General features: G+C 71.7%; 23 protein-coding genes and 1 tRNA gene. 11 read left to right on the forward strand and 13 right to left on the reverse strand.

Features of this window, described 5'->3' with window-relative positions; all coding sequences use genetic code 11:
* Window positions 1-14 precede the first annotated feature (14 nt).
* The 4 genes from LAJ50_RS00600 to LAJ50_RS00615 form a co-directional block, all read right to left on the reverse strand.
* Window positions 15-791: an enoyl-CoA hydratase/isomerase family protein gene (locus LAJ50_RS00600; protein WP_130551311.1), complete on the reverse strand. Its 777-nt coding sequence runs from the start codon at window positions 789-791 to the stop codon at window positions 15-17.
* 141 nt (window positions 792-932) lie between these two features.
* The gene (locus LAJ50_RS00605; RefSeq protein ID WP_138651428.1) at window positions 933-1,730 is read right to left on the reverse strand and encodes an amidohydrolase family protein; all 798 of its coding nucleotides are present in this window, start codon (window positions 1,728-1,730) and stop codon (window positions 933-935) included.
* Window positions 1,727-2,296 (reverse strand): carboxymuconolactone decarboxylase family protein, encoded by a 570-nt coding sequence (locus tag LAJ50_RS00610; protein ID WP_138651427.1) that lies wholly within the window; start codon window positions 2,294-2,296, stop codon window positions 1,727-1,729. The genes LAJ50_RS00605 and LAJ50_RS00610 overlap by 4 nt, the downstream gene beginning before the upstream one ends.
* A 100-nt stretch (window positions 2,297-2,396) precedes the next feature.
* Window positions 2,397-3,377, reverse strand: a complete 981-nt coding sequence (locus LAJ50_RS00615; protein WP_130551308.1) for a LysR substrate-binding domain-containing protein — start codon at window positions 3,375-3,377, stop codon at window positions 2,397-2,399.
* A 503-nt stretch (window positions 3,378-3,880) separates the two neighbouring features.
* Here LAJ50_RS00615 and LAJ50_RS00620 point away from each other — a divergent pair.
* From LAJ50_RS00620 to pcaF, 4 genes are all read left to right on the forward strand, one after another.
* Window positions 3,881-4,732: an alpha/beta hydrolase gene (locus LAJ50_RS00620; protein ID WP_130551307.1), complete on the forward strand. Its 852-nt coding sequence runs from the start codon at window positions 3,881-3,883 to the stop codon at window positions 4,730-4,732.
* Window positions 4,733-4,827: 95 nt separating this feature from the next.
* Window positions 4,828-6,102, forward strand: a complete 1,275-nt coding sequence (locus tag LAJ50_RS00625) for a porin (protein ID WP_130551306.1) — start codon at window positions 4,828-4,830, stop codon at window positions 6,100-6,102.
* A 106-nt stretch (window positions 6,103-6,208) separates the two neighbouring features.
* On the forward strand, window positions 6,209-7,516 hold the full coding sequence (locus tag LAJ50_RS00630) for an MFS transporter (RefSeq protein ID WP_205957660.1): 1,308 nt from the start codon (window positions 6,209-6,211) through the stop codon (window positions 7,514-7,516).
* Between the two features lie 27 nt (window positions 7,517-7,543).
* The gene (pcaF, locus tag LAJ50_RS00635; RefSeq protein WP_138651426.1) at window positions 7,544-8,743 is read left to right on the forward strand and encodes a 3-oxoadipyl-CoA thiolase; all 1,200 of its coding nucleotides are present in this window, start codon (window positions 7,544-7,546) and stop codon (window positions 8,741-8,743) included.
* Between the two features lie 43 nt (window positions 8,744-8,786).
* Here the strand turns inward: pcaF and LAJ50_RS00640 are convergent, their stop codons facing one another.
* A complete protein-coding gene (locus LAJ50_RS00640) occupies window positions 8,787-10,502 on the reverse strand; it encodes a hypothetical protein (RefSeq protein ID WP_138651425.1) in 1,716 nt (571 codons plus the stop codon).
* Between the two features lie 275 nt (window positions 10,503-10,777).
* Window positions 10,778-10,854 (reverse strand) — tRNA-Arg (locus tag LAJ50_RS00645).
* 183 nt (window positions 10,855-11,037) lie between these two features.
* Here LAJ50_RS00645 and ubiA point away from each other — a divergent pair.
* Both ubiA and LAJ50_RS00655 read left to right on the forward strand, forming a co-directional pair.
* Window positions 11,038-11,934 (forward strand): 4-hydroxybenzoate octaprenyltransferase, encoded by an 897-nt coding sequence (gene ubiA, locus LAJ50_RS00650; RefSeq protein WP_138651424.1) that lies wholly within the window; start codon window positions 11,038-11,040, stop codon window positions 11,932-11,934.
* A gap of 148 nt (window positions 11,935-12,082) precedes the next feature.
* Window positions 12,083-13,483 carry a TIGR00366 family protein gene (locus LAJ50_RS00655; RefSeq protein WP_138651444.1) on the forward strand — a complete coding sequence of 467 codons (1,401 nt, stop codon included), beginning with the start codon at window positions 12,083-12,085 and terminating at the stop codon, window positions 13,481-13,483.
* 8 nt (window positions 13,484-13,491) lie between these two features.
* Here the strand turns inward: LAJ50_RS00655 and LAJ50_RS00660 are convergent, their stop codons facing one another.
* Together LAJ50_RS00660 and LAJ50_RS00665 are read right to left on the reverse strand one after the other, a co-directional pair.
* Window positions 13,492-14,040: a DUF308 domain-containing protein gene (locus LAJ50_RS00660; protein ID WP_138651423.1), complete on the reverse strand. Its 549-nt coding sequence runs from the start codon at window positions 14,038-14,040 to the stop codon at window positions 13,492-13,494.
* A 128-nt stretch (window positions 14,041-14,168) separates the two neighbouring features.
* Window positions 14,169-14,870, reverse strand: coding sequence for a ComF family protein (locus LAJ50_RS00665; protein ID WP_138651422.1), 702 nt, complete (start codon window positions 14,868-14,870; stop codon window positions 14,169-14,171).
* Window positions 14,871-15,056: 186 nt separating this feature from the next.
* Between LAJ50_RS00665 and LAJ50_RS00670 the strand changes: the two genes are divergently transcribed.
* The 3 genes from LAJ50_RS00670 to bioC all read left to right on the forward strand — a co-directional run bounded on the left by LAJ50_RS00670 (window position 15,057) and on the right by bioC (window position 18,062).
* Window positions 15,057-16,256, forward strand: a complete 1,200-nt coding sequence (locus LAJ50_RS00670) for an 8-amino-7-oxononanoate synthase (RefSeq protein WP_130551299.1) — start codon at window positions 15,057-15,059, stop codon at window positions 16,254-16,256.
* A 97-nt stretch (window positions 16,257-16,353) separates the two neighbouring features.
* Window positions 16,354-17,124: a pimeloyl-ACP methyl ester esterase BioH gene (gene bioH / locus LAJ50_RS00675; RefSeq protein WP_130551608.1), complete on the forward strand. Its 771-nt coding sequence runs from the start codon at window positions 16,354-16,356 to the stop codon at window positions 17,122-17,124.
* A gap of 59 nt (window positions 17,125-17,183) precedes the next feature.
* Window positions 17,184-18,062, forward strand: coding sequence for a malonyl-ACP O-methyltransferase BioC (gene bioC / locus LAJ50_RS00680; RefSeq protein ID WP_130514719.1), 879 nt, complete (start codon window positions 17,184-17,186; stop codon window positions 18,060-18,062).
* Window positions 18,063-18,081: 19 nt separating this feature from the next.
* On the opposite strand, the gene LAJ50_RS00685 is transcribed toward bioC, so the two are convergent.
* From LAJ50_RS00685 to LAJ50_RS00700, 4 genes are all read right to left on the reverse strand, one after another.
* Complete coding sequence (locus tag LAJ50_RS00685) at window positions 18,082-18,402, reverse strand: EthD family reductase (RefSeq protein ID WP_130551298.1); 321 nt, start codon at window positions 18,400-18,402, stop codon at window positions 18,082-18,084.
* Between the two features lie 105 nt (window positions 18,403-18,507).
* Window positions 18,508-18,936, reverse strand: a complete 429-nt coding sequence (locus LAJ50_RS00690; RefSeq protein ID WP_130551297.1) for a ketosteroid isomerase-related protein — start codon at window positions 18,934-18,936, stop codon at window positions 18,508-18,510.
* A gap of 84 nt (window positions 18,937-19,020) precedes the next feature.
* Window positions 19,021-19,641, reverse strand: a complete 621-nt coding sequence (locus LAJ50_RS00695; protein ID WP_138651443.1) for a YdcF family protein — start codon at window positions 19,639-19,641, stop codon at window positions 19,021-19,023.
* Complete coding sequence (locus LAJ50_RS00700; protein ID WP_138651421.1) at window positions 19,626-20,582, reverse strand: pyridoxal-phosphate dependent enzyme; 957 nt, start codon at window positions 20,580-20,582, stop codon at window positions 19,626-19,628. The genes LAJ50_RS00695 and LAJ50_RS00700 overlap by 16 nt, the downstream gene beginning before the upstream one ends.
* Window positions 20,583-20,715: 133 nt before the next feature.
* On the opposite strand from LAJ50_RS00700, the gene LAJ50_RS00705 reads away from it, so the two are divergent.
* Together LAJ50_RS00705 and mnmG are read left to right on the forward strand one after the other, a co-directional pair.
* On the forward strand, window positions 20,716-21,243 hold the full coding sequence (locus LAJ50_RS00705) for a hypothetical protein (protein WP_138651420.1): 528 nt from the start codon (window positions 20,716-20,718) through the stop codon (window positions 21,241-21,243).
* A gap of 817 nt (window positions 21,244-22,060) precedes the next feature.
* A complete protein-coding gene (mnmG, locus tag LAJ50_RS00710; RefSeq protein ID WP_138651419.1) occupies window positions 22,061-23,956 on the forward strand; it encodes a tRNA uridine-5-carboxymethylaminomethyl(34) synthesis enzyme MnmG in 1,896 nt (631 codons plus the stop codon).
* A 65-nt stretch (window positions 23,957-24,021) separates the two neighbouring features.
* On the opposite strand, the gene LAJ50_RS00715 is transcribed toward mnmG, so the two are convergent.
* The gene (locus LAJ50_RS00715) at window positions 24,022-24,981 is read right to left on the reverse strand and encodes an alpha/beta fold hydrolase (RefSeq protein ID WP_138651418.1); all 960 of its coding nucleotides are present in this window, start codon (window positions 24,979-24,981) and stop codon (window positions 24,022-24,024) included.
* Window positions 24,982-25,069: the final 88 nt, after the last annotated feature.

The raw sequence follows: 25,069 nt of genomic DNA on the forward strand, positions 1-25,069 counted from the left end.
AGAGAGGGAGGGCATCAGCGGCCGACGAACACCGGCGCGCGCTTCTCGCGGAAGGCGGCCTGCGCCTCGCGTGCGTCCTCGGTGCGGCCGATCGCGGCGGTCATGTCCTGCTCGTAGCGGTAGCCGTCGCGCAGGCTCATCTGCTCGATCGTGTTGAGCGTGTGCTTGCTCATGCGCGTGGCTACCGGGCTCTTGGCGGCGATGGTGTGGGCGATCTCCAGCGCGGTGGGCAGCAGCGCCTCGGGCGCCACGCAGGCCTCGACCAGGCCCAGCCGGTAGAGCTCGGCGCCGTCCACGCGCAGGCCGGTCAGCGCCATGTGGCGCAGGCGCGAGTGGCCGAACAGCCGCATCGCATGCCGGCAGCCGCCGAGCAGGCCGACGTCGATCTCGGGCAGGCCCAGCGAGGCGCGCTCGGAGGCGACCAGGATGTCCGAGGAGGCGACCATCGCCAGGCCCGAGCCGAGCGCGGCGCCGTTGATGGCCGCCACCACCGGCTTGGCGCACTCGCGGATGGCGTGGAAGCACTCCCGCGTGCGGCGCAGGTGCGCGCCCAGGTCGCCGGGCGCCTTGATCACCTCGGCGCGGCCCTTGAGGTCGGCGCCGGCGCAGAACACCTTGCCGGCGCCGGTGAGCACCACCGCGCGGATCTCATCCCGCTCGCCGATGCGGTCCAGCGCCAGTACCAGCTCGTCGTTGAGCGTGCGGGTCAGCGCGTTGACCGGCGGCGCATCCAGCGTCAGTACCGCCACGTGGTCGTGGATCTCCACGCGCAGCTGGGTCAGGTCGTCCATTGCGGCTAGGCCTTGATGAGTGATCGAAGGCCAGTCTAGGAAGCCCCCGCGCGCGCGCCGACGCGACGCCAGGCAGAGCTGCTATGCGGCTGCGCGCATAGCCGTTAGGACCAAGGTCGTATTGCGCGCGCGCCGCGCCGGTCAGGCATACAGCGCGCGCGGATGGTCTTCCAGGATCCTGCGCGCCAGGGCGGCATCGCCCGCCCAGTCGCGGAAGGTCTCGAGCAGCGCGCCGGTCTCCGGCGCCGGTTCCACGCGCAGATGCGGCCAGTCGCTGCCCCACAGCATGCGGTCCGCGCGCGCCTGCTGCAGCGCCAGCTGGAAGGCACGACCGCGCTCGGGCTGCGGCTTGCGCAGCAGGTTGCGGTACATGCACAGCTTGATCCAGGTGTTGCCGCCTTCCAGCAAGGACAGCAGCGCGCGGAACGCCGGCGCGTCGACGCCGGCCTCCAGGTCGAAGCCGCTCGCGTGGTCGATCACCAGGGGCACGGGCAGCTCGCGCAGCGTGCCGATGACGCCGGACAGCGCCGCGGTGTCGCTCCAGAGTTCGGCATGCAGGCCCGCCGCGGCCAGCGCCGGCGCCAGCCGCTTCAGATCCTCCAGCGTGGCCGCGCCGGGGAAGTCGCCGCCGCTGCGGTGGCTGAAGCGCAAGGCCCGCACGCCGCGCTCGCGCAGCCCGCGCAGGTCCACTCCATCCTGCACACGCGCCACGGCCACCCCGCGCAGCTGCGGAAACCGGTCCAGTGCGTCGAACAGCGCGGAAAAGTCCCGACCGTAGGCGCTGGGATGGATCAGCACGCCATGCTGCAGGTCCAGCGCCTGCAGCAGCGCCAGGTACTGCTCGACGCTGGCCTGCGGCGGCGAATGCACGCTGGTGTCGGCCAGCGGAAAACGCGCATACGGTCCGAAGACGTGCGCATGGCAGTCCCAGCCGCTCACAGGCCGTTGCGCTGCGGCAGGTCGAAGGCCGGCGCGACGCCCTCCGGCAGGGGGATCTCGTGGGCGTTCAGCGTCATCGCCACCATCGTGTAATAGCCCACCAGCGCGGTGAGCTCGACCACGGCCTTCTCGCCCAGCAGGGCCAGCGTCCGCGCGTAGGTCGCGTCGCTGACCGAGTTGGCAGCGTTGAGCTCGCGGGCGAAGCAGACGGTGGCGTGCTCGGTCTCGTCCAGTCCCGCGGGGATCTCCTGCGCCAGCAGCGCATCGAGGATCTCCGCCGACAGGCCGGCCTTCTCGCCCTCCAGGCGATGCGCGTACCACTCGAACGGCGAGTTGCAGGCCCGGCCGGTGACCAGGATGGCCAGCTCGCTCTGGCGCGGCGTCAGGGACGTGTCGTAACGCAGCAGTTCGCCCAGGGCCGACCAGCGCGCCGCCAGCTCCGCGTTATGCAGTGCGGCGCGCAGCGGGCCCTGGATCCTGCCGCGCTTGCCGTTGACGATGCGGTCGTGCACCGCGCGCTGGTCGGCCTCCATGTGGGCGGGATCGGGCAGGGTGATGCGGGGCATGGCAACTCCGGTTCGAGCGCGGGACCGCACGCGGCAGGCGCGCGATCGGCCGTTATAGGGTGGGGCGACGGCGCGCGCTACGCGTCCGCCGGCATGTCTGCTATGCGTCGGGGGTCGGGGCGAAGGCGCGCTGCCACAGGCCTTCGGCCGCCAGCGACCGGAACGCGTGGTCGATCTCGCCGGCCACGGCCGAGACCGCGCGGGCCGGCCCCTTGGAGCGGCTCAGCGCCATGGAAATGATCCGCTGCATGGGCGGATCCACCAGGCGCGCGGCCTGCAGCACGCCGTCGGCCAGCTCCTTCCACACCGCGTGGATGGGCAGCACGGTGTAGACGCCGTCGCCGGCGGAGAGCGATTTCTGCAGCGGCAGCGAATCGGCCTCGATCGCCGGGGAAAGGCTGATATGGCAGCTGCGCGCCAGCGCATCCAGCGCCGTGCGCAACCCGTTGGGCGCGCTGGGCACCACCAGCGGCAGCTGGTCGAGCCGGGTGAACGGCACGGTCTCGGCGGCGGTCAGCGCATCGCCGCGCCGGCCGATCAGATAGCTGTCGACCACGGCCAGGGACTGCTCGCCTTCCGGCAGCGAGGTGCCATAGCGGTACAGCACGGCGATATCGACCCGGGCATCGGCCAGCCACTCCTCGACCTGGCCGCCGGAGCCCTCCAGGATCTTGAGCGTGACCGCGGGATAACGCGTGCGCAGGGTCGAGAACAGGCGGCCGGTCACCGCCTGCGAGATCGACGGCAGCATGCCGATCGTGACCCGGCCGGTCGGCTCCAGCGCCTCGCCGCGGATGTCGCGCTCGAGCTGCGCCGCGTCGGCCAGCAGCGCCTTGACCTGCGGGAACAGGCGTTCGCCCAGCTCGGACAGCTGCACGCCGCGCCCGGTGCGGTTGAACAGGCGCGCGCCGCAATCGCGCTCCAGTGCGTTGATCTGGCGGCTAAGCACCGACTGGTTGGTGTCCAGGAACAGCGCCGCGCGCGTGACGCTGCCCAGCTCGCCGATCGCCACGAACGCGCGCCAGCGCCCCAGATCGGTCACCAGATCGAGCGAAAGCGTGGTGACCTTGGGTGTGGGCATGGCGGAACGGCGGGCGCGCTGGATCAGGTGAACGAGGGTAGCAAACCGCCCGCCGGCCAATGGCGCGAGACGCCTCCAGACGCGCCCTTCGACTAAAGGATAAGGGCCTCGCCGAGGCCTCGAATCACGCGGAAACCCCGCGTTTGCGGGCGATCGGCGGGGCCGGTGCGAGCCATCGCATTCGCGCCATAGCTGGATTGACCGCTGGCGGCGTGCGCCCGAAAAAACACCGTGCCTAGACTCCGCCCCATCGACGCCTGCAGCGCAACGCAGGTCCACGCCATCGAGGAGGAGGGCCTCATGTCCAGCCAGGACGCGTGCCAGGCGATCGCCTGCGGCACGCGACAGGTGCCGGTGCCAAGACCGGTCCACTAACACCGTCCGGCCGCGACAGGCCGGTCATCCGATTGAAGTCCGTCGTGCCGTCGTCCCTGGGATGCGGCGCACAGGTGTCGTGCGGCCGCGTCCGGCCCGGCGCCTGCAATACCGGGAGGGATTGCCTGATGAAGCGCTCGTGGGTGCGTGTTCTGTTCTGCCTGGCCTTGCCGGCCACCGTGGGCGCCGCCGAGGCGGCGGATGCGCGTGCGCATCGCCAGCTGACCTGCGGCGATGCCAGCATCGACGTGGTGGTGGACGGTCGGGGGCCGACCATCGTGCTGTTGCCGTCGCTGGGCCGCGATTCGCTGGACTACGACCCGATCGCCGAGGGCCTGGCCGCCAAGGGCTACCAGGTGCTGCGCCCACAGCCGCGCGGGCTCGGTGCCAGCCGCGGGCCGATGGAAGGCATCACCCTGGCGGACCTGGCCGACGATGTGGCCTGCACGATCGACCAGGCGGGCAAGGCGCCGGCGATCGTCGTCGGGCATGCCTACGGCAACTGGGTGGCGCGCATGCTCGCCGCGCGACATCCGCAGTCCGTGCGCGGTGTCGTGGTCGCGGCCGCGGCGGCCAAGACCTATCCCAAGTCGCTGTCGGCCAGCATCATCCGCATCGCCGATCCCAAGACCTCGCGCGAGGATCGGCTGCGGGAGCTGCAGGCGACCTTCTTCGCGCCGGGCAACGATGCCTCGGTCTGGCTGGACGGCTGGCACCCCGAGGTGCGCACCAGCCAGCGCAACGCCAGCGACGCCACGCCCAAGGCGCTGTGGTGGAGCGCGGGCGGCAAGGTGCCGCTGCTGGACCTGCAGGCCGAATCCGATCCCTTCATGCCGGCCGATCGCCGCCAGGAGCTGCGCGAGGAACTGGGCCCGCGCGTCAGCGTGGTCACCATCCCCGGCGCCAGCCACGCCCTGCTGCCCGAGCAGCCGCAGCAGGTGGTCGAGGCCATCGCCCACTGGTCGGCCAGCCTGCGTTGAGCCGCCGCGCGCCCGTTCCGCGCTCCATCCATCCAGCGTGCCGCCGTGGGCGGCCTCGCTGCCGCTTTCCGCATCCACTCCTGGGAGGGAACTCGATGCCTGTCCGCAACACCTCGCCGCGTCCGCGCCGCCATCGCATCGCCGTCGGCGCCTGCCTGATGGCCATGGTCGGCAGTGGCCATGCCGCCACCTTCGGCAATGAAGACGCCAACATCGAGTTCTTCGGCAACCTGTATCCGCAGTACCAGTGGACCTCCTTCGGTCAGCACACCGCGGTCGGCAGCCGCGTCAGCACGCTGACCACCAAGTCCAACACCAGCACCACCCTGCGCAGCGTCACCGACAAGCCGGATGCGGACCGGGTCAACTGGTCGCAGTCGTTCTTCGCCGTGCGCGGCCATTACCGCTTCAACGAGGACTGGAAGGTCGGCTTCCGCCTGGACGAGCAGGTCACCGAGCCTTACGACAACAGCGAGTACTTCAACCGCAGCCGCGACGCCTTCGTGTACGTGGAGCACCGCGTGCTGGGCACCTTCACCGGCGGACGCATCAACAGCATCCTGTCCAACTGGGGCGACCCGGTGCGCATGCTCGGCGTGAGCGAGAGTAACTTCGTGTCGACCTCCGCGTTGCTGGGCGGCGCGGCCTTCGGCACCGGCAGCCGCGCTGGAACGACGACCTGGGTCACCCGCGCCAGCCAGGGCTACAAGTGGGAGAGCGCCAGGTGGAACGGCTTCTCCCTGGGCACCAGCTACATGCCGCACCGGGACGGTCCGGACTACGGCCGCCCCCGTCGCGCCTATTCCTACGGCATCCGCTGGGAGCAGGGGCCCTGGTACGCCGCGCTGCAGTACGAGCGGCACACCAACCACCTGGTGATCAGCGGCGTGCCGACCACCACGCCGGCGGCCACTTCGATCACCAACCAGGGCGGCGGCTCGCAGGACCGCAACCTGCGCCTCAGCGCCGCCTACCAGACCAAGCGCTTCAAGCTGGGCGTGGATCTCTCGCGCGTGCAGTACGCCGAAGACCCGACCGCGGCCTACGGCAAGTTCAAGTCCTACACCGTGCCGACCTGGAAGGTCAGCGGGGAATGGCAGGCCACGCCGAAGCTGACCCTGGCGGCGAACTACATCCATGCCGGCGCCGGCCACTGCGTGCTGTCGGGCGCGGCGCAGTGCAGCACGTACGGGCTGGGCGCGCAGGCCTACAACATCGGCGTGCAGTACAGCCTGTTCAAGTACACCTCGCTGGTCGCCCTGGCCGGGCGCATCGACAACGGCGTCTCGTCCAGCTACGGCTCGCCGGTGCGCGCGCCGGTGGGCGCCACGGTCGACAACGTGGCCCTGGGCCTGCACGTCAAGTACTGAAGGCCCGCCGGACGACTTCTCCCCACGCAGCGTTTTGCCGCCGGCCGGTCTGGCGGACCGCGGCGCCGCCTGACACCCTGATGCGAGATTCCCAATGAGTTCCCAGGTGCAATCCTCTTCCGCAACCGGCGTGGCCGAGCCCTCGCTGGCCGACGCCACCTACCGCAAGATCAAGTGGCGCATCCTGCCGTTGATCATGCTGTGCTACACCGTGGCGCTGATCGACCGCAACGTGATCGGCTTCGCCCGCCTGGACTTCATGCACCAGCTGGGTTTCAACGAGGTCATGTACGGCATCGGCACCGGCATGTTCTTCATCGGCTACTTCGTGTTCGAGGTGCCCAGCAACCTGTGGCTGCAGAAGATCGGCGTGCGCCTGACCTTCCTGCGCATCATGATCCTGTGGGGGCTGGCCTGCGCGGCGTTCGCGATGATGACCTCGCCGACCGAGTTCTACCTCTATCGCTTCCTGCTGGGCGCGGCCGAGGCGGGCTTCTTCCCGGGCGTGCTGCTGTACATCACCTTCTGGATCCCCAAGGCGCGCCGCGCCAGCGTCACCGCACTGTTCATGGCCGCGCTGCCCATCGCCGGCATGCTCGGCGGACCGCTGGCGGGCACGATCATGCGCCTGTTCGACGGCGCGCTTGGTCTGCACGGCTGGCAGTGGTTGTTCATCGTCGAAGGCCTGCCGGCCTGCGTGCTGGGCGTGGTCGTCTACTACTTCCTGGACAACAAGCCGGCCGACGCCAAGTGGCTGACGGCCCCGGAGAAGGCGCTGGTCCAGGCCGACGTGGACCGCGACAGCGCCGCCTCGCCGGGCCAGCACCACTCGCTGTGGCAGGCCTTCGGCGACAGGCGCGTCTACATCCTGTCCTTCGTCGCGCTGGCGGTCTTCAGCGGTGCGGCGGCCAATGCGTACTGGATCCCGACCATCATCAAGAACTCGGGCATCAAGGACGTGCTGCACGTCGGCCTGCTGTCCTCGATCCCGTTCCTGGCCGGCCTGGTCACCCAGTTCCTGGTGGCGCGCCACTCGGACAAGGTCGGCGAGCGCCGCTGGCACGTGGCCCTGTGCCTGGGCACGGCCGCCGCCGCCTGGCTGGTGCTGGGCACGACCCACCTGACCACCGCCCCGGCGATCGCGCTGCTGACCGTGTGCACCGCGGCCACCCTGGGCGCGACCGGGCCGTTCTGGACCCTGCCAGGCAGCACCTTCTCCGGTCCCAAGGCGGCGGGCAGCATCGCGCTGGTCACCACGCTGGCCGGCCTGGGCAACGTGTTCGTGCCGATGATCGTCGGCGTACTGATCGACAAGACCGGCACCCTGGCCGCCTCGCAGCTGGCCTACGGCACGCTGCTGCTGGCCGGCGCGATCACCATCGTCGCCGCCACCCGCGCGCCGGCCCGGCCCTGACTTCCCCCCTCGTTTCACGGAGTTTCCATGCAGGACGTTTTCCTCTGCGATGCCGTGCGCACGCCGATCGGCCGCTACGGCGGTGGCCTGGCGCCGGTGCGCGCCGACGATCTGGCCGCGCTTCCGCTGCGCGCGCTGATGCAGCGCAATCCCGGCGTGGACTGGTCGGCGCTGGACGAGGTCTTCATGGGCTGCGCCAACCAGGCGGGTGAGGACAACCGCAACGTCGCGCGCATGGCGCTGCTGCTGGCCGGACTGCCGAAGGAGGCGCCCGGTGTCACGCTCAACCGGCTGTGCGCGTCCGGCATGGAGGCGGTCGGCGCGGCGTATCGCGCCATCGCGCTGGGCGAAATGGAACTGGCGATCGCCGCGGGCGTGGAGTCGATGTCGCGCGCGCCGTTCGTGATGGGCAAGGCGGGCAGCGCCTTCGGCCGCGATCAGAGGCTGGAGGACACCACCATGGGCTGGCGCTTCGTCAACCCGCAGCTCAGAGCGCTGTACGGCGTGGACACCATGCCGCAGACCGGCGACAACGTGGCGGCCGACGACGGCGTGTCGCGCGAGGACCAGGATGCGCTGGCCCTGCGCAGCCAGCAGCGCGCCGCCCGCGCCCAGGCCGCGGGCTACTTCGCCGCGGAGATCGTGCAGGTGCGCATCCCGGGGCGCAAAGGCGAGACCGTGGTCGACACCGACGAACATCCGCGCCCGCAGACCGATGCGGCGACCCTGGCCGCGCTCAAGCCGGTGAACCCGGGCGGCACGGTGACGGCCGGCAACGCCTCGGGCATCAACGATGGCGCCGCGGCGATGATCGTGGCCTCGGCCGCCGCCGTGCAGCGCCACGGCCTGACGCCGCGCGCACGCGTGCTGGGGATGGCCAGCGGCGGCGTCGCGCCGCGCGTGATGGGCGTCGGCCCGGTGCCGGCGGTGCGCAAGCTGCTGGCGCGATTGCAGCGCCCGCTGCAGGCCTTCGACGTGATCGAACTCAACGAAGCCTTCGCCGCCCAGGCGCTGGCGGTGACCCGCGCGCTCGGCCTGGCCGACGACGATGCCCGCGTGAACCCGAACGGCGGCGCCATCGCGCTGGGCCATCCGCTCGGCATGAGCGGCACCCGCCTGGTGCAGACGGCGGTGCACCAGCTGCACGTCGGCGGCGGCAGGCTGGGCCTGGCCACGATGTGCGTCGGCGTCGGGCAAGGGCTGGCGATCGCGGTGGAAAAGGTCTGACGCTGCGCGATTCGCGCGGCGCCGTGTTCGTGCGACCAGGCAGCTAGCCGGCGAGGGCCTGGCGACACGCCTCCGGCCTGGCGGAAAAGCGCGCGGCGTCCAAGGCGATATGCTGGAGCCTCACCGTCTCCCGCCCGACGGGCCGGAAACGGATGCGATGCTGGCCGGACGCGTCCTGGGCCACGAGCGTGATCTCGACCTGTGGATCGGCCGGGTTCCCGCCGGACTGCGAGAGCAGCTTCATCCCCTCCCGCAGTCCCGCGGCATAGGCCATGGAGGTCGGGTCGAGCCCGGTGACGACGTCGCCCTGCCGCGTCGTCGCCTCGGTGTCCCAGCCCCTGTCGAACACCGGTGTGTCGACGGAGACCACGCGGGCGCATTCGCCAAAAGCGTCGTCCGGCAGCAGCACGGGCGCTGCGTGGTCGACGTACCTGGAGAGATCCGGCCGCAGGTCCAGCCCGTCGTGGGCCGCCGCGGCGACCAGCGCGTCCTGCAGCCCAAGCGCGGGATCCGCCTGCGCGCGTCTGCGTTGGTCCTGGAGCACATCGTCCAGGCGCGTGCGCCCGCCGGAGCGCTGACGCAGGCGGCGATCCCAGACCGCCGCCAGCAGCGCCCCGCGCTGGTACGGCATCATGCGGGCGCGCTCGTCCTTCCAGAAGCGATCGGCGACGACGGCATTGGGCGAGGTGCGATACGGCGAGCGGGCGTAGCGCGCGAGGGCCTCGTTCCACTCTTCGACGAACTGCTCCGGCGAAAGCAGGCCCGCCCGCAGCATCAGCCTGCGCGCGAAGAAGTCGGTGAACCCCTCGCTGATCCAGTACGTCCGGGCCTCGGTCGCGTCTTCGGTATGCCCCAGCTGCCTTGGATTCCAGCTATGGAAATATTCGTGCGCGAGGAACCAGGCCAGATCCGGCAATGGCGTGTCCTGTCCGATCCAGGTGGCGAAGGCATCGCCCAGCCCCGTCCCGCTGAATCCTGTCTGCTTCGGTGCAGAAGCCAGGGAAACGGCCGTGATGAGGAAGGGGCCTGCATGGGCGTCGCCCCAGAACGCGCGCTCGGACGCGATGACTTTCTCCGCGAGGCGTGCGAAGTCGGACATGTCGAAACCGAAATGGCCGATGGAGGCGACGCGCAGTCGATCGTCGCCCAACCGCAGGGTCGAGACCCGCAGGTCGCGGCCGCCGATGGCCACGCTTTCCCGGATGTCCTTGCCCGTGCGCGGTTGGTGCATCAATCCTTGCGGGTGTTGCGCGTCCGAGGCGAAGCCGATGCCATGCGGACCGCGCCAGGCGAACGTCGCCGGCAGCGCTTCGCGTCCGGCGGGCTGGGCATAGAGCGAGAACCCGACCGCGTAGAACCAGTCTGGACGCACGATCGGATCCGGCTGCCTGCTGTTCGAGACATCGGGCGCGGCCTGCTGGGCCGACACGATCCGATAGCGCATCACCAGCGGCGCGCCTGGGGCGGAGTCCACGATGCGTCCGCCATGGGGCGCCGCCTCGGTGCGGCGCGCACCTTCGACCGAGACATCGCGCGCCCACTGGCCCAGATGCTCCTCGCCCGCCCACTGGTCAGCCCAGTCGATCACGGTCCGCCCGGACGCATCGGCATCGAGCCGGATGGTCACATCGAGCGCGGTGATCCGGTCGCCATCCATCTCGGCGCTCAGTTCGTAGTGTGTGGGGGAGCCGCCGTGTGGCTGGCCGGAAACCAGCGACAACAGCGTCAGCGCACCTGCCAGCGCATGGGGTGGTATCACTTCGGTCCTCCTTGGCGATGCGAGCGATCGCCCGGGTGGGCCTATCGCATGCCGCGTGCCAACCGTCAGCGCCCATGGCACGGCGCGTTTTTGATGCAAGGTGTCCGATCGGACACCGTCGCGTGTCCGGTCGGACGCGCGGCGTGGGCGCAGGCGCGTGCCCGCCACCAGGGCGGATCCCAACGCATCGTGTGGATCGACTAGGACGCCGGGCAACAAAAAACCCCCGATCGCTCGAGGGCCTTGGCTGCTCCGTCATGATCCGGAGCGAGTGCTGGCGCGCCTGGAGGGATTCGAACCCCCGACCAATGGCTTCGGAAGCCACTACTCTATCCGGCTGAGCTACAGGCGCATGGTGCAACAGACGCCGCGGCGGGCCGACGGCGGCGCGCATTATCGCTGAAAAGATCGGCGGACGCGAACCTGGGAATCGGCACTGCGGGAAGGGCGGCCCGCGTGGGACGGCCTCATCGCCGCCGTGGGCCACAACGGCCATGGGGCGGCTCCCACGGAAGCGGCCTGCTACCCTTTCGCGATGGCTTACGAACGATTCGATGCGCCGCCGGTGCGGCCGCCCGGGCGGCTGGCGGAGTACTGGAAGCTGGTCCGCGGCGACCGGCCGATCGGGGTGCTGCTGCTGCTGTGGCCGACCTGGTGGGCGCTGTGGCTGGCGGCCGGTGGCCTGCCGCCGTGGTGGACGCTGCTGGTGTTCACCGCGGGGGTGTGGCTAACGCGCTCGGCCGGCTGCGTGATCAACGACTACGCAGACCGCTGGCTGGATCCGCAGGTCGAGCGCACCCGGGAGCGGCCGCTGGCCGCCGGGCGGGTCAGCGGCCGCGAGGCGCTGTGGGTGTTCGCGGTGTTGATGCTGGTGGCCTTCGGCCTGGTGCTGACCATGAACCGGCTGACCATCGGCCTGAGCGTGGTGGCCGCCTTCCTGGCCGCCAGCTATCCGTATCTGAAGCGGTACACGCACCTGCCGCAGGTGTACCTGGGGCTGGCGTTCGGCTTCGGCATCCCGATGGCCTTCGCCGCGGTGCAGGGCACGGTGCCGGCGCTGGGCTGGCTGCTGTACGTGGCCAACATCCTGTGGGCCACCGCCTACGACACCTGGTATGCCATGGTCGACCGCGAGGACGACCTGCGCGCCGGATCGAAATCCACCGCCATCCTGTTCGGCGATCTGGACCTGGTGATCCAGGGGCTGCTCTACGCGCTGGTGTTCGTGGCGCTGGCGCTGGTCGGGCGCCAGGCCGCGCTGGGCTGGCCGTACTGGCTGGGCCTGGGCGTGGCGGTGGCGCTGGTGGCCTACGAGTTCTGGCTGTGCCGGCACCGCGAGCGCGGGCCCTGCTTCCGCGCCTTCCTGCACAACAACTGGGTCGGCGCGGCGGTGTTCGCCGGGATCGCGGTGTCGCTGACGCTCAAGGCCTGACGCGCCGCGGGCGCGCGGCGGTGCGGCCTTCGCCTAGACCATCGTCCAGCAGACCGCGCCGGGCCGGCGCCTGGACAATGCGGGCCGGCGATCCGACGGCGAGGGCAGGCTCATGGCAGCGAACGAAGGCGAGGCCCGACAGGGCGTGATGGCCCGCGCGGCACTGCGCAGCGCTGCCTGGGCCGAGAAGTGGTTCCCCGATGCCTACGTGTTCGCGGTGCTGGGCGTGATCCTGGTGGCCATCGCCGCGATGCTCGCCGGCGCCACGCCCAAGGCCACGGCCGAGGCCTTCGGCGGCGGCTTCTGGAGCCTGATCCCCTTCACCATGCAGATGGCCTTCGTGGTCATCGGTGGCTACGCGGTGGCGACCGCGCCGATCGTGGCGCGCTTCATCGACCAGCTGGCCCGGGTGCCGCGCAGCGGGCGCGGGGCGATCGTGTACGTGGGCCTGGTGAGCATGCTGGCCTCGCTGCTGAGCTGGGGCTTCTCGCTGGTGTTCGGCGGCCTGCTGGTGCGCGCGCTGGCCAGGCGCGGCGAGCTGAAGATGGACTACCGTGCCGCCGGTGCCGCGGCCTACCTCGGGCTAGGCGCGGTGTGGGCGATGGGCCTGAGCTCCTCGGCCGCGCAGCTGCAGGCCAACCCGGCCTCGATGCCGCCGGGCCTGCTGGAGATCACCGGCGTGCTGCCCTTCACCGAGACGATCTTCCTGTGGCAGTCGATCGTGCTGACCGCGGTGCTGATCGGGGTCTCGCTGCTGATCTGCTGGGTCACCGCACCGCAGGGCCGGGCCGCGCGTACCGCGGCCGACTTCCCCGAGGCGGCGCAGAGCGAGCCGGACAAGGTGCTGCCGCCGCGCACGCGTCCGGGCGAATGGCTCGAATACAGCCCGCTGCTGACCGTGCTGCTGTCGCTGCTGGCCTTCGGCTGGCTGGCCGGCGAGTTCGCCTCTAAGCCGGTGGTCACCGCGATCGCCAGCCTGAACACCTACAACTTCCTGTTCCTCTCGCTGGGCCTGCTGCTGCACTGGCGTCCGCGCAGCTTCCTCAACGCAGTGGCCAAGGCCGTGCCCAGCACCACCGGCGTGCTGATCCAGTTCCCGCTGTACGGCGGCATCGCGATGATCCTCACCGGGGCCAAGGGCGCCGATGGCGACACCCTGGCGCACCACCTCTCGCAGCTGTTCGTGCACGTGGCCACGCAGGACACCTTCCCGGCGGTGATGGGCGTGTACTCGGCCATCCTGGGCTTCTTCGTGCCTTCGGGCGGCGGCAAGTGGCTGATCGAAGCGCCCTACGTCATGCAGGCGGCCAACGAACTGCACGCCCACCTGGGCTGGGCGGTGCAGGTCTACAACGCCGCCGAGGCCCTGCCCAACCTGATCAACCCGTTCTGGATGCTGCCGCTGCTGGGCGTGCTGGGGCTGAAGGCGCGCGACATCGTCGGCTTCACCTTCATCCAGCTGCTGGTGCACATCCCGCTGGTGATCGGCCTGCTGTGGCTGCTCGGGCTGACCCTGCCCTACGTCCCGCCGGTGATGCCGGCGGGTTGAGCGAGGACTCAGGCCGCCAGGCGATGCCCGCGCAGGCGGAAGGCGACCACCAGCTGCAGCACGCCGTAGACGATCGCGCCGATGCCGAACCACAGCGCCATCGTCAGCAGCCCGGCCGCCGGGTAGAAGAAGAACAGCACGCCGAGCAGGATCGACAGCACGCCGCTGAGCACCAGCAGCCACTCGCCGCGGATGTGCTTGCGCACCTGCACGGCGAACACGATGCGCGCCACGCCGGCGATCACCAGCCACACCGCCAGCAGCCACAGCAGCGCGGCGGCCATCTGCGCCGGCTGGGCGATGGCCAGCACGCCGAAGGCGATCGAGATCAGCGCATAGAGCGCCAGCAGCCAGCGCGGCAGCGCGTGTTCGCGACTAAAAGCACTGATCAGGCTGACGAGGCCATCGGCCAGCGAGAAGGCGCCGAAGACCAGCACCAGCGCCAGCACGGTGCCGCCCGGCCAGATCAGGGTGGACACGCCGAACAGCACGGCCACCAGGCCGAACAGCAGGAACACCCACCAACTGCGCGAAACCGGAACGGCGGCGAAGGACATCGATGCTCTCCTGGCAGTGGTTCGATGAAACAGACCGGGCCATGGCGCGGGACGGCGCCTTGGCGATCCACGCGGCAGCGTAACCCCCATAACCGCGCGCCCGCGTGCACGCCGGCGCGGCGCCGCACTCATTCCACCCGCGCACAGACCCAGCCATCCACGCGGCCCACACCGGCGCGCAGCAGGGCGCGCGTCGCCGCGTGCAGGGTGGCGCCGGTGGTCATCACGTCGTCGACCAGCGCCACGTGCGCGGGCAGGGCGGCGCCTGGCCGTACCGCGAAGGCGCCGCGCAGATTGCGTCGCCGGGCCGGGGCGTCCTGCTCGGACTGCGGCGCGGTGTCTCGGCTGCGCAGCAACGCGCTGTCCAGGACCGGCAGATCGAGCCGGCGGCCGAGGGCACGCGCCAGCTCCAGCGCCTGATCGTAGCCGCGGCTGCGCAGGCGTCGGTCATGCAGCGGCACCGGCACCAGCGCCTGTGGCCGTGGCGCGGCGGACATGGTCTGGGCCATCAAGGCGGCCAGCAGCCTGCCGGCCGCCAGGTCGCCGTGGAACTTCAGGCGCGGCACCAGCCGGTCCAGCGGCGGGCCGTAGACCAGCGCGGCGACGGTGCGCGTCATCGGCGGCGGGTGCCGCAGGCAGTGGCCGCAGGTCTGCGCGTGCAGCAGCGGCAGCGCGCAGCGCGGGCAGGCGGTCGTGTTCCAGGGCAGGGCGCCGGCGCAGTCCGCGCACAGGTCCAGGTCGCCATCGCCGCGCGCGCCGCAGACCAGGCAGCGCGGCGCCAGCAGCGCGCGGCCCAGCCGTTGCAGCCAGTGTGTGGGCGATGCCTCCATGCGTGTCGTCCGGGGCGATCCTCGCCATTGCCTGCGGCGACTTTAGCGCCTGTCGCGCCTCCGGGCGCCAGCCTGGGCCAACGCCGGCGGATGCGCGGCGCCTGCGGGCGCATGGCCGGTCGTTCGGGCCGCCATCGGCTGGATTACGCTAGCCGGCCCAGACACGCCAGACGCACAGGACGCAGCATGGCCCGTTCCGACCTGCACGACCGCATCGCCGCCCTGCGCAAGCTGCGCGTGGCCCAGGACCGCGTGCGGGTGCGCCGCACCGTCGGCCGCCGCGACGGCGTGCGGGTCGAAGTCGACGGCCGCTGGCTGGTCGAGTGCTGCGGCAACGACTATCTGGGCCTGTCCCAGCAGTTCCAGGTGACCAACGCGCTGGCCGAAGCCGCCGCCCGCGAAGGCGCCGGGGCCGGCGCCCCGCCATTGGCCAGCGGCCATCACGCCGCGCACGAGGCGCTGGAACGCGACATCGCCGACTGGCTGGAGGCGCCGGCGGCGCTGCTGTTCGGCAACGGCTTCCTGGCCAACCTGGCCGTGCAGCAGGCGCTGCTGGGCGAGGAGGGCGATGTCTGCGTGCAGGACCGGCTCAACCACGCCAGCCTGATGGATGCCTCGCGCATGGCCGGCTGCCGGCTGCGGCGCTATCCGCATGGCGATGCGGAAGGCGCGATCCGTCAGCTGCGCAACGTGCCCGATGGCGCGGCGCTGCTGGCGACCGATGGCGTGTTCGGCATGGACGGCGACGTGGCCCCGCTGCGGGCACTGGCCCTGGTGGCGCGGGTGCAGAAGGCGCTGTTCTACGTCGCCGACGCGCACGGCGTGGGTGTGCGCGGCCCGGGCGGCCGCGGCAGCGTGGCCGAGGCGCGCCTGAGCGTGGATGACGTCCCGCTGCAGCTGGTCAGCCTGGGCAAGGCACTGGGCGGTTACGGCGCGCTGGTGGTGGGCGAGGCCGCGCTGATCCAGCACCTGGCCGAGACCGCCCGGGCCTACAGCCACACCACCGCGCTGCCGTCGGCGCTGGCCCGCGCCAGCAGCGAGGCGATCCGCCACGCGCGCCGCGACGACTGGCGGCGCGAGCGGCTGGCCGGCCTGGTCGAGCGCTTCCGCACCCGTGCCGCGACGGCCGGACTGGATCTGCTGCCTTCGGATTCGCCGATCCAGCCGGTGCTGTGCGGCGCCGATGCGCAGGCGGTGGCCTGGTCGGCGGCGCTGGAGGCGGCCGGCTACTGGGTCAAGCCGATCCGTCCGCCGACCGTGCCCGAAGGCACCGCGCGCCTGCGCGTCACGCTCACCGCGCTGCATACGCCCGAGGACGTCGATGGCCTGGTCGAAGCGCTGGCGCGCACGCGCGAGCCGCAGCTGCAGGCCGCTGGCGTGGCGTGAGCAGGGCACTTGCCTGCCTGCGGCGCGGGACGCGCTGCCTGACGGACGCCGAGCGTGCGCAAGACCGCCGCAAGCCGGCGCGCCTATCGCCATGAGTCTGCACATCGAAACCCACGGCCGCGGCGCGCCCCTGGTGCTGGTGCACGGCTGGGCGCTGCACGGCGGCGTGTTCGCGCCGCTGGTCGAACGCCTGGCCGACCGTTTCGAACTGCACGTGGTCGATCTGCCCGGTCACGGCCGGAGCCGCGACAGCACGGTGCCGCTGACCCTGGCGGCCACGGTCGCGGCGATCTGTGCGGCGACGCCGCCGGCGGCCTGGCTGGGCTGGTCGCTGGGCGGGCTGTTCGCGCTCAAGGCCGCCGCCAGTTCTGGCCAGGTGCGCGCGCTGGCGATGGTCTCCTCGGTGCCGCGCTTCACCGCCGCGCCCGACTGGCCGCATGCGGTGCCGCCGGCGGTGTTCGCCCAGTTCGGCCGCGACCTGGCGCAGGACTATCGCGGCACGCTGGAGCGCTTCATCGCGCTGGACACGCTGGGCAGCGCACAGGGCCACGCCACGCTGCGGGCCCTGCGCGCCATGCTCTTTGCCCGTGGCGAGCCGGCCCCGGCCGCGCTGCAGGCCGGCCTGGCGCTGCTCGAGCGCAGCGACCTGCGCCACCTGCTGCCGGGCCTGGGCATGCCGTCGCTATGGATCGTCGGTGCCCGCGACCGGCTGGTGCAGCCGCGCGGCATGGCCGCGGCCGCCGGGTTGGCACCGCAGGCCGGCTTCGTGGAGATCGCCGGCGGCGGCCATGCGCCGTTCCTGGCGCATCTGGACGCGGTAGAGACCGCGCTGGTGCCGTTCCTGGACGGCGCCGTGCGCGCGCGCTGAACTGGAGCGTGCCACCGCCGCGCCTGACGCGGACCGTCACGCTGGCGGACAATAGGCCCATGCCCCTGTTCGATGTCCGCCATCAGCGCCGCGCCCTGGCGCGCGCCGCCGGCACCTATGCCGATGCCGCCGTGCTCCACCGCGAGGTCGAGCAACGCCTGTTCGAATCGCTGGACTACCTGGACCAGCGCGTGCCGCAGGTCGTGCTGGACCTGGGCAGCGGCCCGGGCAGCGCGGCGGCCCGACTGCGCAAGCGCTGGCCCAAGGCGCAGGTGGTGGCGCTGGATTTCTCGCTGCCGATGCTGCGCGAGGCGAAGAAGCAGGCCGGCTGGTGGAAGCCGTTCGCGCGCGTGTGCGCCGACGCGCGCGCGCTGCCGCTGGCCGAGGGCAGCGTCGATGTGCTGTTCGCCAACCTGTGCCTGCAGTGGGTCGACGACCTGCCGGCCGCGTTCGCCGGTTTTCGCCGCGTGCTCAAGCCCGGCGGGCTGCTGCTGTGCTCCACCTTCGGTCCGCAGACGCTGATCGAACTGCGCGAGGCCTTCGCCGGCGATCCGGCGCCGCACGTGAGCCCGTTCCCGCAGATCGCCCAGTTCGGCGATGCGCTGATGATGGCCGGCTTCCGCGATCCGGTGCTGGACCGCGACCTGTTCACCCTGACCTATCCCGATCTGCCGGCGCTGATGCGCGAGCTGCGCGCGCTGGGCGCGACCAACGCGCTGGCGCAGCGTCGCGCGACGCTGACCGGCAAGGCACGGCTGGCGGCTGCCGCGCGCGCCTACGAGGCGATGCGCACGCCGCAGGGTGTGCTGCCCAGCAGCTGGGAAGTCATCTACGCCCACGCCTGGGCGCCGCAGGCCGGCGCACCGATCCGCGAAAGCGGCCGCGACGTGGCGGCCGTGCCGGTCTCGCGCATCCCGATCCGCCGCCGCGGCGAATGAGCCGCGGCGACGCGCCCGCTCAGGGCTGGCCGATCACGACCTCGCTGATCTGCATGACCGGCTCCAGATCGGTGTAGTTGGGGATATCGCCCAGGATCTCCTGCGCATGCGGCCCGAAGCCCGCGGTGAAGCGGTCCACCGACTCGCTGTAGATGTGGCACATGGCCACGAAGGCCGGATCGCTGCCGGGCAGCCCGCCCGACAGGCCCTTGTCGACGGTGTAGAACAGGCAGTCATCGCCCATGCGCGCCTTGAGCAGCGGCATGTGGGTGTTGGCGTAGTAGGCGTGATCGAACCGTGCGCCGGCCACGTAGGGATACATCACGCTGACCTTGATCATTGCAGGCTCCGTTGAGCGGGGACGCGGGGGGCTCAGCATCGCACGCCCGCATCGATCGCCATGGCACGCCGCAGCAACGGCAGGCGTGCGATTTTCGCTGCGGCCTCAGCCGCCGACCTGGGCGATCCAGTCCTGCAGGTTGTAGTAGTTGCTGACGCGCGCGATGCGCTCGTCCTCGATCTCGAAGAACGCCCCGCCCGGCAGCACGTAGGTCTGGCCGGAGGCCGCCGGCAGCCCCGCATCGCTGTGGTGGTAGGTGCCATGCACGACGTACTCGGCCGCCGCACGCCTGCCGTCGGGCGAGACCATCACCACGATGTCGCGCAGCTGCTCGCTGTAGCTGGCGTCCATGCGCTGCAGGAAGGCGGCGAACGCCTCGCGCCCGACCTCGCGCGCGCCCTGGTTGAGGTCGTGGGCCACCTCGTCGGTGAGCAGGGCCAGCATCGCCGCGCGATCGTTGCGGTTGAAGGCCGCGTAGTAGGCCAGCACCAGTTCGGTGGCGCGGTCCTGGCGCCGGGTACCGTCGATCTTCATGGAAACAGGGAGTCGTGGGGGAAGGGGACGGCGATGATAGCGTCCGTGTGTGGCCGGGATTCCGAGGCCGCACGCGCGGTCCGCTCAGACCGCTTCCAGCACCAGGTCGCGGTGGAAGAAGTACAGCTCCTGCAGGAAGAACTTCCAGCTCGCCCTGACGCTGCGGAAGCGGCTGGTCGGCGTGGCCGAGGCGAGCGCGCTGATGCCTTCCTGATGCGCCAGCCGCATCGCCCGGGCCATGTGCAGCGGGTCGGAGACGATGATCGCGGTGCGCAGCTGGTGGGCCTGCATCAGGCGCGCGGCCTGTTGCAGGTTCTGGCGCGTGGTGCGCGAGGTGGTCTCGATCAGGATCGCCTGCTCGGGCACGCCGGCCTTGAGCGCATAGCGCCGCCCGACCTGCGATTCGGAGAAGCGTGCCCCGGTGCCGCCGAAGCCGCCGGTGAAGATCAGGTGCCCGGCCAGCCCGCGCTGGTACAGGTCGATGCCATGGCGCAGGCGCTCCTCGAACACCGGCGAAGGCCGCGCGTCGTAGGCCGCCGCGCCCAGCACGATGATCGCGTCGGCCGGCGCGGCCTGGTCGCGCCAGCCCACGCCGATGACGTAGGCCGAGACCCCGGCCAGCCACAGCAGCAGCACGCAGACCAGGCGCCACGCCCAGCCCCACAGGCCCCAGCGGCGACGCGTGCGACTCACACCCTGGACCAGGGCAGCGCGTCCAGGTCGACGTTGCCGCCGGACAGCACCAGGCCCACGCGCTTGCCGGCGAAGGCCTCGGGATGGGCCAGCACCAGGGCCAGGACGATGGCCGAGGAGGGCTCGACGATCTGCTTGGTCACCTGCCACAGCAGGCGCATGGCGGCGATGGTGTCGGCGTCGGACACGGTGACCACGCGCGCCCGGTGCTGACGCAGCAGGTCGAAGTCGGGCGCGCCCAGCGTGCCGCGCAGGCCGTCGCAGACGGTGTCGGGGACGAAGTCCAGCTGCAGCGTCCCGGCCGCCAGCGAGCGCGCGGCGTCGGCGGCGCCTTCCGGCTCGGCCAGCCACAGCTGCGCCTCGGGATGGCGCGCATGCAGGGCCAGCGCCGAACCGGAGGCCAGCCCGCCGCCGCCCACCGGCGTGACCAGCGCGTCGAGCGGCCCGGCCTGTTCCAGCAGCTCCAGGGTCGCGGTGCCCTGGCCCGCGATCACGAACGGGTTGGTGTAGGGGTGGACCAGGTGCGCGCCGGTCTCGGCCTGGATCCGGGCGGCGCCCGCCTCGCGCGCGGCGATGGTCGGCGCGCACAGGTGCAGCACCGCGCCGTTGCGGCGGATCGCGGCCAGCTTGGTCTCGACGGCGTTCTCGGGCACCACCACATGGCAGGGGATGCCGCGCGTGGCCGCGGCCAGCGCCAGGGCGCCGCCGTGGTTGCCGGAGGAATGGGTGACCACGCCGCGCGCGGCCTGCGCATCGTCCAGGGCCCAGACCGCGTTGCAGGCGCCGCGGAACTTGAAGGCGCCCGTGCGCTGCAGGTGCTCGGCCTTGAAGAACAGGCGCGCGCCGCTCATGGCGTCCAGGGTGGAGGAGGTCAGCGCCGGGGTGAGGCGCGCGTGCGGGGCGATGCGGGCGGCGGCGTCGAGGACGTCGTCGAAACGGGGCAGGTCGGACATGGCGGCAAGCGTACCCGATGCGCTTTTGCCGCTGCATCGCAGCAAGTCGCGGCCCTGAAAGAATTAATCACGGGTTCAATGGTTTAGGCCCAAGCTGGCGACCCTGAGAACGGTGCAGACCGGGGGGTCCACCATGAAACGACTTCTGATCGCCGCCATCGCCCTGGCCGGGCTGGGCGGTTGCGCCACCTACGACTACGCCGGCGGCAGCGGCCCGGGCGGCTATTACCGGGGCAGCCCCAGCTACCGCTACACCTACCCCGACGGCTACTGGGGCGGCTACTACGGCGGCGCCCCGGGCTATTACGGCTACGGTGGCGGCTACGGCTACGGCTACGCGCCCTACTACTACAACCGCCCCTACTACGTGATCCGCCCGGTGCCACGTCCGCCGCGCGACCACGACCATGGCGGCCGGCCTGGCGGTGGCGACCACCATCCGCCTCCGGGCGGCTGGCCGCGGCCGCCAGTGACCGGCGACAACGGCCGCCCGCAGCTGCCGGACCGCCTGCGCCCGCAGCGCCCTTCCTCCATGCCACAGCGCCCCTCGTCCATGCCGCCGCGCGCCCAGGGCGTCGAACGGCCGTCGTCGCGGCCCATGCCCAGCAGCCGCCCGGCCCTGCCGCCCCGGCTGACCCCGCGTCCGAGGAACGAGGAATAGGCAGTGCCACGGGCGTCTCACTTCCGCGATCGCCCGAACGGCAACCATGAAGGAGTGCTTGCGTCGGAGCCTGTCTCGCCCGCAAGCTAGCGCCACGTTGACCGGTTGCGTCGTTTTCTGACGTAACACGAGCTGACAACGGCTTCCATGCCGACGGCCGGTGGGGAAATCTGGATCCCCCCTGTTCCGGCCCTTGCCGGTCGTCGGCGCCTGTACAGCACAACGCCCGGCCATGCCGGGCGTTGTGCTTTTTGTTCGAAGATTGCCCGTGAGGGCGGCGCGTTGCGCCGACGTTCCCCCCGATCGCGGCCGCAGAACGCTTCGTCGTCGACGTGCGCAGTCGGTGGGCGGACTTTGCCGACCAGCCGCGACCGGCCGGGCGCGGCGTTTGGCCCCGGTCCGTCGTCCTTGCCCGCTCTCCGCCGCGCCCGCGCCTGGGGCGAGCCCCTGCGATAGATGAAGGCTCCGGGCGTAAGGCGCGAGGCAGCGGTGCGGCGGCGGCGCCTAGCGAGGCAGGATGCCGAGGAGAAAGCGGCGCCCGCCCGCGGGACTGCCGCCAGTCCGGAGCCCAAGGAACGGTCGCCCCGGCGCGATTCTCGATTGGACAAAAAAAGAGGGGCCGACAGTCCCCCGACTGCCGGCCCCGGCGTCCCCAACGTGCGCTAGCGGCTGGCCCCTGTTCCAATACCAGCCTTAGGCGCCCGAAGTCGCTTGCCACGATGGGTGCCGATGGGATTAAGCAGAAGCCGTGCCAACTTTTTCCCGCCGGCCCGCCCCCCGGGCCCGCGACCGCCCTTCGCATGAGAAAATCCGCCACATGAACGCGTCCTTCCATCGCTACGAGGTCATCGTGGTCGGCGGCGGCCATGCCGGCACCGAGGCCGCGCTGGCGGCCGCGCGCGCCGGCGCCCGCACCCTGCTGCTGACCCACAACATCGAGACGGTCGGGGCGATGAGCTGCAACCCGGCCATCGGCGGCATCGGCAAGGGCCACCTGGTCAAGGAGATCGATGCCCTGGGCGGGGCCATGGCCCGCGCCGCCGACCTGGCCGGCATCCAGTGGCGCACGCTCAACGCTTCCAAGGGCCCGGCCGTGCGCGCCACCCGCTGCCAGGCCGATCGCGCGCTGTACCGCAGTGCGATCCGGCGCATGGTCGAGTCGCAGCCGGGGCTGACCGTGTTCCAGGCGGCGGTGGACGACCTGCTGATCGAAGGCGACGCCGTGCGCGGAGTGCTGACCCAGACCGGACTGCGCTTCGAGGCGCCGGCCGTGGTGCTGACCGCCGGCACCTTCCTGGCCGGCAAGATCCATATCGGGCCGACCCAGTACGCCGCCGGGCGCATGGGCGATGCGCCGGCCACGACGCTGGCCGCGCGCCTGCGCGAGCGGCCCTTCGCCATCGACCGGCTCAAGACCGGCACGCCGCCGCGCATCGACGGGCGCACGCTGGACTACGGCGTCATGGAGCGGCAGCCGGGCGACGATCCGCTGCCGGTGATGAGCTTCCTGGGCGATGTGCGCGAGCACCCGCGCCAGGTTAGCTGCTGGATCACCCACACCACCGAGCGCACCCACCAGATCATCCGCGATGCGCTGCACCGCTCGCCGCTGTACAGCGGCCAGATCGAGGGCATCGGCCCGCGCTACTGCCCCTCGATCGAGGACAAGGTGGTGCGCTTCGCCGAGAAGGCCAGCCATCAGATCTTCGTCGAGCCCGAAGGCCTGGATGTGGCCGAGATCTACCCCAACGGCATCTCCACCTCGTTGCCTTTCGACGTGCAGCTGGAGCTGGTGCGCAGCATCGTCGGTTTCGAGCAGGCGCACATCACCCGGCCGGGCTATGCGATCGAGTACGACTTCTTCGACCCGCGCGGGCTGAAGGCCTCGCTGGAGACCAAGCTGGTGGCCGGGCTGTTCTTCGCCGGCCAGATCAACGGCACCACCGGCTACGAGGAGGCCGCCGCGCAGGGCCTGCTGGCCGGGCTCAACGCCGCGCGCGCGGTGCAGGGCCGGGACGCATGGTCGCCGCGCCGCGACCAGGCCTATCTGGGCGTGCTGGTCGACGACCTGATCACCCACGGTACCTCCGAGCCGTACCGCATGTTCACCAGCCGCGCCGAGTACCGCCTGCAGCTGCGCGAGGACAACGCCGATGCGCGCCTGACGCCGATCGGCCGTGAGCTGGGCCTGGTCGACGACGCGCGCTGGTCGCGCTTCGAGGCCAAGCGCGAGGCGGTCGAGCGCGAGACCCAGCGCCTGCGCGCGCTCTGGGCCACGCCGGCCAATGCGCTGGGCCGGCAGCTGGAGGCCGCGCTCGGCGTGGCGGTCAGCCGCGAGAGCAGCGCGCTGGACCTGATCAAGCGCCCCGAGCTGGACTACGCCCGGCTGATGCGGGTCGAAGGCATCGGCCCGGGCGTGGACGATGCGCAGGTGGCCGAGCAGGTCGAGATCGCGGTGAAGTACGCCGGCTATCTGGATCGCCAGCGCGTGGAGATCGAGCGCCAGCAGCGCAACGAGGGCACGCCGATTCCGGACGGGTTCGACTACGCCGGCGTGCGCGGGCTCTCGGCCGAGGTGCAGGGCAAGCTCGAACGCGTGCGCCCGCAGACCGTGGGCCAGGCCCAGCGCATCCCCGGCATGACCCCGGCGGCGATCTCGCTGCTGCTGGTGCACCTGGAGCGCGCGCGGCGCGGTGCCAGCCGCGTCGCCTGAGGCGCCAGGCCCTCACTTCAACGCGTGACCGATCCGACGCTCGGCGACGCCGGGCGTCGTGCGCTTCACGGTGCGGGCTTCGCCGGCACGCGCGGGCGGCTGAGGAAATCGGTCACCGCGCGCACCCAGCCGGCGTGGCCGTTTTCGACGTGGGCGACGTGATCCGCGTCCGGCAGGGTGACCCAGGCCTTGTCGCCGCTGCCCAGGCGCCGGTACAGGTGGCCGCTCTCGTCCTGGGTGGCCAGCGGGTCGTGGGTGCCGCGCAGCAGCAGCACGGGCAGGCGCACCTGCTCGGGGGTGAAGCGGAACTGCTCGGTCGCGCGCCAGTCGCTGCGCACCGGGTCGGCGGCCAGCGCCTGGGCGACATAGGCCTCGCGCACCGCCGGCGGGAACGCGCCGGCGGTGATGAAGTCCGAGGCCGCCGCTTCGGCGGTGGTGGGCTGGCGCGGGGGCTGGGCCGGCGTGTCGGCGGGCGGCGAGGGCGCGGCGTCGACATCGATCGGGAAGCCGTACAACACCAGCGTCGACAGCGCGGCCGGCTGCTGCTGCGCGACCAGCAGCGCCACCAGCGAGCCGTTCGAATAGCCCAGCAGGGCAGGCGCCGGCAGCTGGGGATGGCGCTGAGCGATCCAGCGCAGCGTGCCGATCACATCACTGGCGGCGCGCTCGGGGGTATCCCAGCCCGAGGCATCGCGCGGGGTGGCGCCGTAGCCGCGCAGGTCCAGCGCGTAGGCGGCGTAGCCCGCCTTGGCCAGCGCCGCGAGCGCCGAGCGCGCATCGGCCGGCTCGCCGGGAACCTGCAGGTCGAAGTTGGGGCGCGAGCTCCAGGTGCGCCCGTGCACCAGCAGGATCGTGCCGCGTGGATGCGCCGGCACGCGCGCCCAGACCGCCAAGGGCAGGCCGTCGTCGGCGGGCACGGTCAGGTGCGCGGTGGGTGGCGCCGCGCCCTGCGCCGGCGTGCGCGCCAGGGCCAGGGACGGGGCGAACAGGCCCAGGATCAGCAGGGCGGCAAGGCGACGCGACATCGACGATCTCCCCGGAAGCGACGGACCGCGATTATCGGCCACGCACCGGCTGCGCGAGGCCGGGCGCAGATGCCGATCGCGCATGGGC

It is taken from the genome of Pseudoxanthomonas sp. X-1 (assembly GCF_020042665.1).
GTDB lineage: Bacteria > Pseudomonadota > Gammaproteobacteria > Xanthomonadales > Xanthomonadaceae > Pseudoxanthomonas_A > Pseudoxanthomonas_A spadix_A.